The organism is Flavobacterium sp. Root935 (assembly GCF_001429295.1).
Lineage (GTDB): Bacteria > Bacteroidota > Bacteroidia > Flavobacteriales > Flavobacteriaceae > Flavobacterium.
The window spans coordinates 785458-800339 of sequence record NZ_LMJL01000012.1; the positions used below are offsets into that span (position 1 = coordinate 785458).

Consider the following 14882-nt stretch of genomic DNA (forward strand, 5'->3'; position numbering starts at 1 on the left):
GGCAATTTCTTTCACTAAATGTGCTACTGCTTTAGGCAGGTTCTCAAAAGAGATTTCGTTTGTGTCCATAGCTATCGTTTTTAACAGTTATGGCGCAAATGAAAAAAGTGTTTCTGCTGTGTCCTTCTTCACAGCAGAAACACTTGACAAACACAGTGTTTTATATGTATTGGCAGTTAAAAATCTGTAAAATCTTCCATAATCTTTATAAGCCCTTTCTGTTCATCATCTTTCAGATGCGTTTTAATGCTGTTCTGCTCAACATCTTTTAAAGCGTCAGCAAAAGTCAGTTTTAAAAATTGCGCGGCTCTGTCCTGCCTGCTGACTTTAAAGCAATTCCAGATATTCCAGCCAAAATGATACAGATCGAGATTGGACAGATCTTTTACTTTTAACGGTTTAATCTTTTCAAAATTTATGTCTTCAGCATATATGATTATATTCCTGCCCAATTGTTTCAAATCATCATCCGACACGTACAGCGCAAACTCCTGCTGTGCATAACGGATGGCAGTATCAATTCTAGCCTGTTTTTGATTTCTGGCTGCATTTTGCCGCTCCTCCCTTATCTGCTGAATATTTCTGGCTGAATTTTTATTTTCAAGCATTTCGGGCTTAATTAAAGCATCCTGTGGCTGCTCTTGTATTTTTTCAAGGTCTTCACCTGGAATCCGGCTTTCAGGCGATTCATTTTTTTTTGTCTTCAAAAAACGATTCAGTAATCTCTCAGCCAAGTCGTTAAGAAATAAACTTAGAATTGCAAACATTAAAATTCCAAATCCAGTGCAGATCCAAAAGAAAACGCCGGCCGTATATTCATCCGCACCTTTTTCCAGAAGGACCAGTCTTCCGATTGCACCTACAAAAACACAGACTAAAAAAACAGACAGGTAAACTGCTATATATTCAAAGTACTTTATTTTCATTTCGCTGTTTTCTTTAAAGATTCCAATTGTATTGCCTGGGAAGCTCTGTTTTTCTTCTCATCTATTACTTTGGCGTAGATTTGAGTAGTTTTTACGTTGGTATGCCCGAGCATTTTACTGACCGTATAGATGTCTGTCCCGCTTGAGAGCTGCAGTGTTGCAAATGTATGGCGGAAGCAGTGGAAGGTAATGTTCTTTTTAATGCCGGCAGATTCAACCCATTTTTTCAGAGGGCGTGAAATCCAGGACGGGTCCGGCAGATCCTCAAAAACAAGCTGCCCGGGAAGCCTTGGTTCTCCGCAGAGCTGGAAAGCCTGCCGAGAAATAGGCATATATTCCACACCCCTTGTCTTTTTCTGCGTGAAATGCAGTTTGGCCATACCGTCTTCCAGGCTTATCTCTTTCCATCGGAGCTTCTGAATGTCGGAATGCCGCAGGCCGGTTAGAGCAGAGAAAAGCGAGGCTCTTTTAAGGACGTCTTTTTCACAGGGCGTTTCAGCCAATGCATTCAATTCTTTAATGGTCAGATATTCACGTCTTGACTCCTGATCCGGAATGCCTTTTATTTTTGAAGATAAATCAACTGTTAGATATCCGTCGATAAAGGCCTGTTTTAAAGCCGCTTTAAAAATGGAAAAATACCTTGCCGCAGTGTTGCGGGAAAGTATTCCTTTTTTGCCTCCTCCTAGCGGGGCACCCAGCAGAAACAGTTTAAAATCTTCCGCCATTGTGCTGTCAACCTCGGAAAACATCAGGCTGCCTTTGGAATAGCTTTTTAAAAATTCTCTGGTCCGCTCCCAATGGATCTGAATGGATTTTGAACTACGGGCGTGTCTTTAGACGCCACCGCGGAAATGTATTTAATAAAATCCTCTTTTCCTTTCTCTTTCTGTTCCGCCAATAGGTTATCAGCATCACTGTACAGATCTGTATTATCGTATTCCTTCTGCCTGATTTTGCGCACTCCGTCCGCATACAGCATTATTTCACGGTCGCTTTCGCTTCTGCACATTATTACCCCGTTATCGGTGCGTCTGGGTTTGTAGGATTTAGTTCCGTCTGCATCTGTGCGGGCAGTCCTTTTCTTGTCCCACTCCACCGTTGTTACGGCTCTGTTTAAATATTCACGGATTCTTTGGGGAGTTTTCTTTCCAGAGACCTCAACAGGATAGCTTTCTATGTAAACATACCATTCTTTTCGGTCTTCTGCCTTTCGAAGACGAACAGTCACCTTGGTTTTTGCTAATTGTTTCATATAAAATCTTTTCCGTTATACAAGTTATCAATTTCGCTTTTTGGAGCATATACATGCTTTCCAATCTGTCTGGTCGGGATTGAATATTTCCTGATATGGCTGTAGACAGAACCTTCAGATATTTGAAACCTATTAGCTATTTCGCCGATAGAATAGCAGTCCTCTTTTTCAAGGCTGTATAATTTTTTCTTCAATCCGCTTTCAGCCTGCGGCAGATTACGTGCAGGGCCGAACATCTCTTCCATAACTCTGCGGTCTATTCTTATAAGGCGGGATCCCAGATTAATTGAAGGAATTTTTCCCTGCCCGACAAGCCGGTAAAGGGACTTATTGTTAATGCCAAAAAGCATGCCAGCTTCAGGAACAGAGATAAATGCCCTGTTCTCTGGTATTTTATCCGTAAGCGCTTTGAGCTCCTCTTCAATTTTAAGCCGTTTCATCTTCAGTTTGTATGCTTTTTTACTGCATACATGGGAGCAGTAGACAGAAGTGACGGTTTTAGGAAGAAATTCTTCCCCGCAGTTAACACATTGTTTATTAGCTCTTTTCATTATCTTTGTCTCCTCTTAAGATACCATAAGGGTACATAAGTCCCACTTCGTCTCCACTTAAGGGACAGGTACAAATATGGTACAAATATATGATAAAAAACGATTAAAAAGCAGCAAAAATAAAAATGAATAAAAAAGAAAAACCGCTGTAAACTTTACATTTACAGCGGTTTAGCACTTATTATTACCTGATGTTAATCAGTACTTATTTGACTTCTTCGAATTCAACGTCTTCAACATTGTCTCCAGAAGACTGCTCTTGTTGTGGAGCAGCTTGTTGACCTTGTTCACCACCTTGAGCGTACATTGCTTCTGTAGCTGTTTTCCAAGCTGCATTTACATTGTCTAATCCTTTTTGGATTGCATCAAGATCTTGAGATTGGTGAGCCATTCTCAATTCAGTTAAAGCATATTCGATAGCTGTTTTGTGCTCATCTGTAAGTTTATCTCCTAACTCTTTCAATTGAGATTCAGTTTGGAAAATAGTACTATCAGCTTCGTTCAATTTCTCAGCTCTTTCTTTTGCAATTCTGTCAGCATCAGCGTTAGCTTCAGCGTCTTTTTTCATTTTTTCGATTTCTTCAGCTGTTAATCCAGAAGAAGCTTCGATACGGATATCGTGAGATTTTCCTGTTCCTTTGTCAGTTGCAGAAACTTTGATGATACCATTAGCATCGATATCGAAAGTTACTTCAATTTGAGGAACTCCTCTTGGTGCTGGTGGAATACCATCTAAGTGGAAACGACCGATAGTTTTGTTATCAGCAGCCATTGCTCTTTCTCCTTGTAATACGTGGATTTCAACAGATGGTTGAGAATCAGCAGCAGTAGAGAATACTTGAGATTTTTTAGTTGGGATAGTTGTGTTAGACTCGATTAATTTAGTCAATACACCACCCATAGTTTCGATACCTAAAGAAAGAGGCGTTACGTCAAGTAACAATACATCTTTTACATCTCCAGATAAAACTCCACCTTGAATAGCAGCTCCAATAGCAACAACCTCATCAGGGTTAACACCTTTAGATGCTTTTTTACCGAAGAATTTTTCAACTTCGTCAGCGATTCTTGGCATACGAGTAGAACCTCCTACAAGGATTACTTCGTCGATATCAGATGTAGATAAACCTGCATCTTTTAATGCTTTAGCAACTGGTTCCATAGAACGTTTTACTAAAGTATCAGATAATTGCTCAAATTTAGCTCTAGATAATTTTTTTACTAAGTGTTTTGGTCCAGAAGCAGTAGCAGTTACGTATGGTAAGTTGATTTCTGTTTCAGCAGAAGATGATAATTCAATCTTAGCTTTCTCAGCAGCTTCTTTTAAACGTTGTAATGACATTGGATCTAAACGTAAATCAATACCTTCTTCAGATTTGAATTCGTCAGCTAACCAATCAATAATAACTTGGTCAAAATCATCACCACCTAAGTGAGTATCTCCATTAGTAGATAATACTTCAAATACACCATCTCCTAATTCAAGAACAGAAATATCAAAAGTACCTCCACCTAAATCGTAAACAGCAATTTTTTGATCAGTTCCTTTTTTATCTAATCCGTAAGCAAGTGCAGCAGCAGTTGGCTCGTTGATGATACGCATAACTTTAAGACCAGCGATTTCACCAGCTTCTTTTGTAGCTTGACGTTGCGCATCGTTAAAGTAAGCAGGAACAGTAATAACTGCCTCAGTAACTGTTTGACCTAAATAGTCTTCAGCAGTTTTTTTCATTTTTTGAAGTGTCATTGCAGACAATTCTTGAGCAGTGTATAAACGACCGTCAATATCCACACGTGGAGTATTGTTGTCACCTTTTACAACACTGTAAGGAACTCTTTTTGCCTCATCTTGAGTTTCAGCAAAAGTGTGTCCCATAAAACGTTTAATAGAAGCAATCGTTTTTGTAGGATTCGTTACTGCTTGTCTTTTTGCAGGATCACCTACTTTAATTTCGCCACCTTCAACAAAAGCGATGATAGATGGTGTAGTTCTTTTTCCTTCTGCGTTAGGGATAACAACTGCTTCGTTACCTTCCATTACAGAAACACAAGAGTTCGTCGTACCTAAGTCAATTCCGATTATTTTACCCATTTTTTATATATTTAATTTTTGATTTAATTTCATAACTCAGGTGGCATAAGTCAATCTTTATGCCAATATCAAAAACCAAAGTAATTTGTCAGTTTTAATAATGGCACAACAAAAATCATCTGACAACATGACATTTTTAAAACCTGACAATCATGGCATGATATATTTTTTCATGTCATTATTAAGGCATTAAGGAACTATTTCCCGCTATCCGCTATATCTTTTATGCCTCCCAAAGCTTCGAAACCGGCATAAAGGGATATCGTTGCTATCGGGGCTAGGACAATCATTTTTATAATTACTTTTCGTTACTATCAAATCAGAATAATTTTTAATTAAATACTGAATTACTTACATTAGCCTTTTTTCTAAATAATATAAATGGAGAATTACAGCATCATTATATTCATACTTGCCATTGTCATAGGATTATCTGCCTTTGCCGACACAATAAAATTACCTCAGCCTATTTTATTGGTTATAGTGGGAATTGCAATTGGTTTTATTCCGACAATGACCGAAATCGAAATCAATCCCGAGATTATTTTCCTGATATTTCTGCCTCCATTATTATATGATGCTTCTTTTAACATATCGCCAAAAGATTTCAAAACCAACATCAACACTATCGGAGCTCTGGCTGTTTCATTGGTTTTTATGACCGCTGCGGGGATTGCCGTTGTTGCTTATTTAATGATTCCAGGAATGACCTGGCCGCTTGCTTTTGTATTAGGAGCAATACTTTCGGCCACAGATGCCGTTGCCGCGATCAGTATTACTAAAGGATTAAAATTGTCGCACAAAACATTAACAATTTTAGAAGGAGAAAGTCTTATAAATGATGCTTCTGCACTTGTAGCGTACCGTTTTGCAGTTGCCGCAGTTTTAGGATCTTCTTTTATAATCTGGAAAGCTACCCTTGAATTTATATTTTTACTCGGAGGTGGATTTTTAGTTGGTTTTGTCATGGCAAAAATCCTGGCTTTTATTTTAAACAGAGTTCATAAAAACGTAAACGTAACGATAAGTTTCATGCTTTTAATGCCGTTTGTGGCGTATTTAGTTGCTGAACATCTGCATGTTTCTGGTGTAATTGCAGTTGTAATTTTAGGGTTAGCAATTGCTCGTTTCAGCAATAAAATTTTTCCCGAAAGTCTAAAAAACCAATCTAAAAGTCTTTGGGACATTATTATTTTTCTTCTAAACGGATTAATCTTCATCTTAATCGGACTTAACTTTCGCTACATTTTAAAAGATATTGACGAAGGAATGGTTTTGCCTTATATTGGATATGCTGCAATTATAACAGTTGTAGCTTTGTTAATTAGAATGGCAAGGATATTTCTTCAAAAAATCAATCTTCAAAAAGCATTTCAAAACGGAAAAGGAAAAAGAAAAATCAGCGAACATGCACTTCTCGATTTTAATAACAGTATAATTTTAAGCTGGTCTGGAATGCGCGGAATTGTTTCGCTTGCCATAGCAATTGGACTTCCAAAATTTCTTGAAGACGGAACTCCGTTTCCAGAACGCAATGCTATTATCTTTATTTCTGTAGCAGTTGTGCTTTTAACTCTTATTGGTCAAGGACTTACTTTGCCATTGATTGTTAAAAAACTAAATCCTAAAAAAACAGAAAAAGCTCCATCTTGATTTTAATCATTTTACGCATAATATAATTTTCCCTAACCAATAACTACAAACCACAAAACATGAATTCAGAATTACAAAGCCAATTTGACGAATTTGACAAACCTCCCGTAATAAGACGTAAATTATTACCTTGGTGGATTAAAACTTTCTGCTGGATCTTTATGCTTTTAGGTGTCGCTGCAGTTGGCTCGCTTATTACAAATCTTTTTGTGCCAAATGTAAATTTATCTCTTTATGGATTTTCAAGCAACACAGCATACTCTGGAACTGGTCTTTTTATCATTGCGATTATGCTTTTAAAAGGATTTGCAGCCTATTCACTTTGGTTCGAAAAACCAAATGCGATTAATATTGCAAAATTAGATGCCGTTTGTGGTGTCGCAATATGCATTGCTTCTATGTTTATAATTCCTTTTAGTATGGGAGACGGTCACTTTTCACTAAGGCTCGAAATTTTATTATTAATTCCTTATTATATAAAAGTTAACAAGATAGAATATGAATGGGATAATCTCGAAACTATCTAACATAGAACACAGATTAACAACTAATTAAAAATTTAATACTAATTTTATCCTACTCCGTTTTTGTTTAATTTAAAACTCATCAGAAATGACTTCAGATATTCTTTCGACAACACCAGATTCCGAAATTGTTACGACTCGAATTTTAAATTTCCCGCAGGAACTGGTTTTTAAAGCTTGTAGTACTCCCGAACATTTGAAAAATTGGTGGGGACCAAAAGGTTTTACGAATACTTTCAATGAATTTAATTTTTGCGAAGGTGGCAAATGGAGCTTTATCATGCACGGTCCAGAAGCAGGAAATTATGCCAATGAATGCGAATTTATAAAAATAGACAAACCGAATCTTATAGCGTGGAAACGTCATTCTAAACCATTATTTCAGATTCTTACCACATTTGAAACTGTTGCCGAAAATCAGACAAAAGTTGTGTTTAAAATGCTTTTTGAAACCGAAGAAGAATGCCAAAAACTGAAACCGTATGTTGTTGATAAAAATGAAGAGAATTTTGATAAGTTAGAAGATGAGTTGGGGCGAATGGCCTCGTAAATATATCAAGTAAAAAAAACAGAGCAAGATTTGGATTTTTTTTCATTCGAACAAACATGATTTTTGCTTAAAAAAATTATGGAAGCAAATTTTAAAATCAAGCCTTTAAATCATGTAGAGTTTTCAGGCTACTTCGAATTAACAAATCTAGAACTAGAAAAAATCGGGGCAATTAAAATGATAGTCGATAAATTCCCGGGGTTTCCCTGCAGAATAAGTCTAGAAGATGCACAAATTGGGGAAGAAGTTATTTTATTGCCATACAACCATCATAAAACAACTTCTCCTTATCAAGCAAGCGGACCGATCTTTATACGAAATAAAAACTCTACACCAACATTCGAAATCAACCAGATTCCACAACTGTTTAATCATAGATTACTTTCGTTGCGTGGTTATGACAAAAACGGCTTAATGAAAGAAGCATCTGTAATTGAAGGAAAGACTCTAAAAGAGCATATTATTAAAACTTTCGGAAACGAAAAAATAGATTACATACATATTCACAATGCAAGACCAGGCTGTTATAACTGTTTAGTTGAAAGAGCATAAAAAATTTGTTTTCTAATATCTAATGAAATTGGAAAACAATAAAAAAATATGCACGCATAGTAATTTTATAATATTCTTTTATTTTTTATTCGTAATTTCGATTTCTCATCAAAATTACAACTATAAAATGGCTTCATTTGTAAAAGAAATATCTTTCCGCTGGTCAGATCTTGACCCAAACTTTCACGTTCGTCACAGTGCTTATTACGATTTTGGCGCGCAGCATCGTATTGAAATCCTTGAAGAACTTGGGTTAACATTAAAAGTAATGCAGACACAAGGTTTTGGTCCTGTTTTATTTAGAGAAGAATGCGTTTTTAGAAAAGAATTAAAACTTTCTGACAAAATATTCATTCATACCAAAACTTCAAAAATGAAAGCCGATGCTTCTCGCTGGTCGATTATTCACGAATTTAGAAGAGAAGACGATACCCTTTGCGCAACAATTACTGTAGACGGAGCCTGGATGGACACCAAACTACGAAAATTAGCTTTTCCAACTCCAGAAATTGCAGTTCAAGCGCTGAGTATTTTCCCAAAAAGCGATGATTTTGTTGGACTTTAAAAATAAAGTGTATTTATCTTAACTTTATAATCCAAAAAACGATATTTGAATATCTGTTTTTTGGATTTTTTTTCTCAAAATTAAAATTTATGATCGATTACTTTAAGGACTTCCGAATCGGTATTTTTATAACTATAATAATCATTATCACAATCATTCTTGGCGCGATTACAGATCGAGTGCTTCGTTATCTTTTGTACAAGAAGGAAACAAATAAAGAATATGATGCCACTGGGTTTAAATTCTTAAAACACTTAATTATAACGCTAATTTACATACTTGGGTTTGCCTTTGCCTTAATCCAAATTCCTGAATTTAAAATCATTGGACATTCTTTTTTAGCAGGTGCCGGAGTTATTTCTCTAGTTGCAGGTTTGGCTTCTCAGCAAGCTTTGAGTAATATTGTCAGCGGCATATTTTTAGTCATTTTTAAACCGTTTAAAATCAATGATAAAATCACCATAAATAATTTTGTAGGTACTGTTGAAGATATCAATTTGAGACAAGTCGTTCTAAAAGATGCCGAAAACAATAGAATTATTATTCCGAATTCTGTTATCAGCAATCAAATTATTGTGAATACTAATATGCACGATATAAAATGCTGTAAAATAATCGAAATTGGAATTGGTTATGATTCTGATATCGAAAAAGCATTGGAAATCATAAAAGATGAAATCGCCAAACATCCTCTTTTTATTGATACCCGAACAGCAGAAGCCAAAAAGCAAAAAACTCCCCTTGTTATAGCACGTGTTGTCGCATTGGCCGATTCTAGTGTAAATCTAAAAGCGTGGGCTTGGGCAAAAAACTCTACTGACGGATTTGTAATGTACTGCGATTTACTGCAGAGCATTAAAAAAAGATTTGATGAAAACAATATCGACATTCCGTATCCACAGCGTGTTGTAACTTTAAAAAACAATGATCTAAAAAATCTAGATCTAAAATAATCTGAAATAATCTTAGAAGTCATTCACCAAATTATTGCTGTAATGGCTTAATTTTTAACTCAATCGGTTTTTTCCCATAACTTTAAGAGTGGATTTTTTGGTTTTAAAAATGCATAGCGGTAATTTTATAATCCTTAATAAAAAACCATTTTTAAATGAAAACTTTAAAACTCCTTATACTTTTACTTCCTGTTTTTTGTTTCGCACAAGAACAGAAAATCAAGCAATTAGATATTAATTTATCCAATTATGAATATCCGTTTCCTGTCCAATTTTTAGAATTAAGCAATCAGCGTCAAGCACTTAAAATGGCTTATATGGATACTAAACCAAATAATTATAACAATAAAAATATTGTACTGCTTCACGGAAAAAATTTCAATGGAGCTTATTGGGAAACTACCATAAAGGCATTAACAAAAGAAGGTTTTAGAGTGATTGTACCAGACCAGATTGGTTTTGGTAAATCGACAAAACCTGACAATTTTCAATATACTTTTCAGCAGTTAGCTCAAAATACCAAGAAACTTTTAGATCATTTGGGAATCGAAAAAACAACCATTTTAGGTCATTCTATGGGCGGAATGCTGGCAACACGTTTTGCATTAATGTATCCTGAAACAACAGAAAAACTAGTTTTGGAAAATCCCATTGGCTTAGAAGACTGGAAATTGGTCGTGCCTTACAAACCTGTAGATTGGTGGTATGAGTCTGAATTAAAACAAAATTATGACGCCATAAAAAAATATCAGATGGCTAATTATTATGATGGAAAGTGGAATGCAGATTACCTGAAATGGGCAGAACTCGGCGCGGGATGGACAACAGCTCCAAATTATGACCGCGTGGCGTGGAATTCTGCACTTTTATACGATATGATTTTTACACAGCCTGTTTTGTATGAATTTAAAAACATCAAAAGCCCGACGCTTTTAATTATTGGAACGAGAGATAAAACGGCTTTAGGAAAACCTTTGGTTTCCGCAGAAGTCCAAAAAACAATGGGAAATTATGCTGCATTGGGTAAAAAAACGCAGCAAGCAATTCCGAACTCAAAATTGGTTGAAGTCCCAAATACAGGACATTTACCGCATATCGAATCTTTTGATTCATTTATAAAACCATTAATCGTATTTTTGAAACAATAACTTTTTGTCTGCCAAAAATTACACCAATTTGCACTAATTTTAATGTGCATCAAACTAAAAAATAAATTCGTGTGAATTGGTGCAATTCGTGGCAAAAAAACTAACTTAAAAACTAAAATTATGTTTACAATTGAACAAATAAAAGAAGCTCATGCAAAAGTGAAAACTGGAGCTGATTTTCCAAATTATATACAAGATTTAATCATCTTAGGCGTAAAAGGATACGACACTTACGTGCACGACGGAAGCGTTGTCTACTACGGTTTAAACAATTATACAGCCGAAGCTGAGGAAAAATATCCTGAAATAAAAGTGGCTGATTTTCCGAACAAAGAACTTTTTATCGAATTCTTAGTAAAACATCAGCACGGTGAAACAGATTATATGACATTCTGCAAACATTGCGCACAATGTGGTATTGCAAAATGGCGTGTAGACATTATTGAAATGACTTGTACTTATTTTGACAAATCTGAAAATGAGATTTTGATCGAAAAAATTCCTAGTTAATATTCATGTCATTTTTCAATCAAAATTCGATGGGCATTTTTAAAAGAATTATTTTACTTTTTGTTCTAACAATTTCTTTCTTTGGTTTTTCTCAAAGCAAAAAAGAAAATCCAAAATTTAAAGTAATTGCTTTTTATACCGCAAAAAACGATCAGGCACATATTAGCTTTGTTCATGAAGCCAATAAATATTTTCCAAAATTAGCGTCAGAAAATCATTTTCAATACGATTCAACCAGCAATTGGGACAATTTGAATGCTAAGTTTTTAGCTAAATATCAAGTGGTTTTGTTTTTAGACACGCGACCAGAAAAGAAAGAACAACGTGAAGCTTTTCAAAAATACATGGAAAATGGCGGAGGTTTCATCGGATTTCATTTTTCAGCATTTGCTTTAAATGATTCGAGTTATAATCAGGATTGGAATTGGTATCATAATACTTTTTTAGGATCTGGCGAATATGGAAGCAACACTTGGAAACCGACTTCGGCAGTTCTTAGAGTTGAAAATCAGCATCCTGTCACCAAAAATCTACCAAAGACTTTTACATCAGCACCAAACGAATGGTATCGATGGTCTAATGATTTAACGAAAAATCCAGACATCGAGATTTTAGTCGCAATTGACGAATCCAGCTTTCCATTAGGAACTGGTCCAAAAGCGCATGAAATTTGGCACAGCGGTTACTATCCAGTTGTATGGACGAATAAAAAATATAAAATGCTGTACGTAAATATGGGGCACAATGATATTGATTATGAAGGCGGTACAAACAAAACCTTATCGTATACTTTTGAAAATAAAACACAAAGCCAGTTAATATTGAATGCATTGCTTTGGCTCGGAAATTCAAAAAAATAAAACAAAATGTATAATTCAATTTCTCCTTTAATTACAGCAGAAGAATTAATTCTATTAAATCGTTCAGATATCATTTTAATTGATGCGCGAACGGGCGCAGACGCTTTTGAAATCTATCAAAAAGAACATTTAAAAGGAGCGCGATTTGTAGACTTAAATCGAGATTTAGCAGCAGTTACAGAAAATCCCGCAAACGGCGGACGACATCCATTGCCAGCTGTGGAAGATTTTTCGAAAACACTTTCTTCTATCGGAATTTCAGCTTCAGACCATGTTATAGTTTATGATGATAAAAATGGTTCTAATTTCGCAGCCCGATTCTGGTGGATGATGCGCGCTGTCGGACATGAAAAAATTCAGGTTTTAAATGGCGGTTTTCAGTCTGCAATTCAATCTGATTTCCCTACCAGTTCTGGAATTGAGATTTTTGATAAAACAACTTATCCTGTTCAAAAATGGAAATTACCGCTGGCAGAGATAGAAGAAGTCGAAAAAGCCCGTAAAAACGATCAAAATATTGTAATTGATGTTCGAGACAAAAACAGATTTGAAGGACTCATAGAACCTTTAGATCTAATTGCGGGACATATCCCTGGAGCTATAAATGTACCGCTGACTGAAAATTTAGACGAAAACGGATTTTTCAAATCTCCTGAAGAATTAGCCAAAAAATACAAAGCTATAATTGGAGATAAAAAAAGCGAAAATACAATTGTACATTGCGGTTCTGGCGTTACAGCCTGTCACACTTTATTAGCAATGGACTACGCTGGACTTCCCATTCCGAAATTATATGTAGGTTCTTGGAGCGAATGGTCGAGAAACGATCGCGAAATGGCATTAAAAGAGAATAAATAATACTAAAAATACACCATGCAGCATTGGGATATACTTTTATCAAATCAGGTAAATAAAAAAGCATTTATAGATAATATATTAAACGGTGAAGCAAAAGGAGAATTAGCGGTTTTTAATAACCAAAAAGGAATTCTGTTCTCTGATATTGCAATTGAGAAATTCATAGAAAAAGAGTTTCAATACGACAGCGTTGAAGCCTCTAAAACATCAAATAGACAATTAAGAACCTTTTCTTCCGGAGAACGCAAAAAAGAGTTTTTACGTTACTGTATTGAACAAAAACCCGATTTCATCATTTTCGATAATCCGTTTGATCACTTGGATCAGCCTTCAAGAGTAATCCTCGCTGATTCATTAAAAGATCTTACAACCGAAATCGCTATCATTCAGATTTTAAACCGTACTGTTGACGTATTAGATTTTGTTCCGAATAAGGCATTAATAAGAGACAATACTTTCGAACTACATGCTTTAGTAAAAACCGAAAACCATTTTAAAACCTTAAATACAGCTGCAATTCCAAAAGCTTTAGAACCTCATGACTTTCACGAAAGTGTATTAATTAAACTGCAAGATGTTTCTGTAAGTTACGAAGAACGTAAAATTATAAATAACATTTCGTGGACCGTAAAACAAGGCGAATTTTGGCAGTTAATTGGTCCAAACGGTTCTGGAAAAAGCACTATTTTATCCTTAATTACGGGCGATAATCCAAAAGGTTTTGGGCAGAATTTATTTTTGTTTGGCAGAAAAAAAGGAACTGGCGAAAGTGTTTGGGATATTAAAAAACAAATTGGAATCTTCGCAACTTCGATGACCGATTTATTTCAAAAAAGCCATACATTAGAACAAATGATTTTATCTGGGTTCTTTGACCAGATAGGACTTTATACGGAACCAACAACACATCAAAAGCAAATTGTAACGCAATGGCTTGAAGTGATAGAAATGTTACATTTGCGTAAAAAACGTTTTATTGATCTTTCTGTTGGACAGCAGCGTGTGGCTTTAATTGTCCGCGCCGTTTTAAAACATCCGCCTTTATTAATTTTAGACGAACCAGTTGAAGGTTTAGACGACGAAAATGTAGATTTGGTAATTCAATTAATCAACACTATTAAACAGGAAACTAATGTAAGCATCATTTACGTTTCTCACCGAATCGAAAAAGGCCTTGCTCCTACTTCTGTCTTCGAACTTTTGCCAGCTGAAACAGGATCAATCGGAAAAATAAAATACCACTTAGAATTAAATTAAATGAAAATTAAAATTGCATCAATTCTTATTTTACAGCTGTTATTCATTTCTTGCTCGAGCACGATTTCAACAGTAAAAAAAGAATATACTTTAAACAATTCAAAAGAACTAAAATCAGATTGGACGATTAATTCTAAAGAATGGATTCTAAAAAAAGACACTCTTACAGGAAATGGTTCTCTTTCTCCTTGGGGAGTCTTGGTTTCGAAAAAACAGCTTCCAGAGAATTATGAAATTGATTTAAAAGTCAATATGACAGGAGAATCTTTATTTGAAATAATGCTTAATTTGGATAAAGGAAAATACATTAGAACATACTTGTACCAAATTGATCAAAACATAGTAATTGGCGATGGAATTTATGATAAAAAAGACGATTCGTATGGTAAACGAGGCGGAAAAACGTTGTTTAAAAAACCAATGGAATTAGAAAACAATAAATGGTATTCCGTTAAAATTAAAGTCCAAAACAATCAATTATTCTTTTCTGTAGACAACAAAACTTCTTTAGAATGTTCTCTTGAAAAAAGCAATTTAAATGAAAAAGGAAAACTAGGTTTTATAACCAACGGTGAAGTAAAAATAACTGGTTTAAAAATTAAATCTATTTAAGAATTAAATTAATAAC

General features: G+C 35.1%; 17 protein-coding genes. 12 read left to right on the forward strand and 5 right to left on the reverse strand.

Annotated elements, in window-relative coordinates; genetic code table 11:
• Positions 1-176 precede the first annotated feature (176 nt).
• The 5 genes from ASE40_RS18125 to dnaK all read right to left on the reverse strand — a co-directional run bounded on the left by ASE40_RS18125 (position 177) and on the right by dnaK (position 4824).
• Complete coding sequence (locus tag ASE40_RS18125) at positions 177-926, reverse strand: hypothetical protein (RefSeq protein WP_057118532.1); 750 nt, start codon at positions 924-926, stop codon at positions 177-179.
• Positions 923-1738, reverse strand: coding sequence for a site-specific integrase (locus ASE40_RS22410; RefSeq protein WP_317039126.1), 816 nt, complete (start codon positions 1736-1738; stop codon positions 923-925). Before ASE40_RS22410 ends, ASE40_RS18125 begins: the two co-directional genes overlap by 4 nt.
• Positions 1702-2181, reverse strand: coding sequence for an Arm DNA-binding domain-containing protein (locus tag ASE40_RS22415; RefSeq protein ID WP_241774393.1), 480 nt, complete (start codon positions 2179-2181; stop codon positions 1702-1704). Before ASE40_RS22415 ends, ASE40_RS22410 begins: the two co-directional genes overlap by 37 nt.
• Entirely contained in the window at positions 2178-2732 is a 555-nt protein-coding gene (locus ASE40_RS18135; protein ID WP_057118533.1) for a helix-turn-helix domain-containing protein, read from the reverse strand. The genes ASE40_RS22415 and ASE40_RS18135 overlap by 4 nt, the downstream gene beginning before the upstream one ends.
• Positions 2733-2937: 205 nt before the next feature.
• A complete protein-coding gene (gene dnaK, locus ASE40_RS18140; RefSeq protein ID WP_057118534.1) occupies positions 2938-4824 on the reverse strand; it encodes a molecular chaperone DnaK in 1887 nt (628 codons plus the stop codon).
• Between the two features lie 381 nt (positions 4825-5205).
• Between dnaK and ASE40_RS18145 the strand changes: the two genes are divergently transcribed.
• The 12 genes from ASE40_RS18145 to ASE40_RS18200 all read left to right on the forward strand — a co-directional run bounded on the left by ASE40_RS18145 (position 5206) and on the right by ASE40_RS18200 (position 14866).
• A complete protein-coding gene (locus ASE40_RS18145) occupies positions 5206-6477 on the forward strand; it encodes a Na+/H+ antiporter (RefSeq protein WP_057118535.1) in 1272 nt (423 codons plus the stop codon).
• A 59-nt stretch (positions 6478-6536) separates the two neighbouring features.
• On the forward strand, positions 6537-7004 hold the full coding sequence (locus ASE40_RS18150; RefSeq protein ID WP_057118536.1) for a hypothetical protein: 468 nt from the start codon (positions 6537-6539) through the stop codon (positions 7002-7004).
• Positions 7005-7089: 85 nt separating this feature from the next.
• Positions 7090-7551, forward strand: a complete 462-nt coding sequence (locus ASE40_RS18155; protein ID WP_057118537.1) for an SRPBCC domain-containing protein — start codon at positions 7090-7092, stop codon at positions 7549-7551.
• 78 nt (positions 7552-7629) lie between these two features.
• Positions 7630-8103 carry a DUF1203 domain-containing protein gene (locus ASE40_RS18160; RefSeq protein ID WP_057118538.1) on the forward strand — a complete coding sequence of 158 codons (474 nt, stop codon included), beginning with the start codon at positions 7630-7632 and terminating at the stop codon, positions 8101-8103.
• Between the two features lie 127 nt (positions 8104-8230).
• Entirely contained in the window at positions 8231-8668 is a 438-nt protein-coding gene (locus tag ASE40_RS18165) for an acyl-CoA thioesterase (protein ID WP_057118539.1), read from the forward strand.
• An 89-nt stretch (positions 8669-8757) separates the two neighbouring features.
• The gene (locus tag ASE40_RS18170) at positions 8758-9621 is read left to right on the forward strand and encodes a mechanosensitive ion channel family protein (RefSeq protein WP_057118540.1); all 864 of its coding nucleotides are present in this window, start codon (positions 8758-8760) and stop codon (positions 9619-9621) included.
• 155 nt (positions 9622-9776) lie between these two features.
• Positions 9777-10769 carry an alpha/beta fold hydrolase gene (locus ASE40_RS18175; protein WP_057118541.1) on the forward strand — a complete coding sequence of 331 codons (993 nt, stop codon included), beginning with the start codon at positions 9777-9779 and terminating at the stop codon, positions 10767-10769.
• Positions 10770-10889: 120 nt separating this feature from the next.
• Positions 10890-11279 (forward strand): DUF1398 domain-containing protein, encoded by a 390-nt coding sequence (locus ASE40_RS18180; protein ID WP_057118542.1) that lies wholly within the window; start codon positions 10890-10892, stop codon positions 11277-11279.
• Between the two features lie 29 nt (positions 11280-11308).
• On the forward strand, positions 11309-12139 hold the full coding sequence (locus ASE40_RS18185) for a ThuA domain-containing protein (protein WP_057119846.1): 831 nt from the start codon (positions 11309-11311) through the stop codon (positions 12137-12139).
• 6 nt (positions 12140-12145) lie between these two features.
• Entirely contained in the window at positions 12146-12997 is an 852-nt protein-coding gene (locus tag ASE40_RS18190) for a sulfurtransferase (protein WP_057118543.1), read from the forward strand.
• 15 nt (positions 12998-13012) lie between these two features.
• Entirely contained in the window at positions 13013-14254 is a 1242-nt protein-coding gene (locus ASE40_RS18195; RefSeq protein WP_057118544.1) for an ATP-binding cassette domain-containing protein, read from the forward strand.
• Complete coding sequence (locus ASE40_RS18200; protein WP_057118545.1) at positions 14255-14866, forward strand: family 16 glycoside hydrolase; 612 nt, start codon at positions 14255-14257, stop codon at positions 14864-14866.
• Positions 14867-14882: the final 16 nt, after the last annotated feature.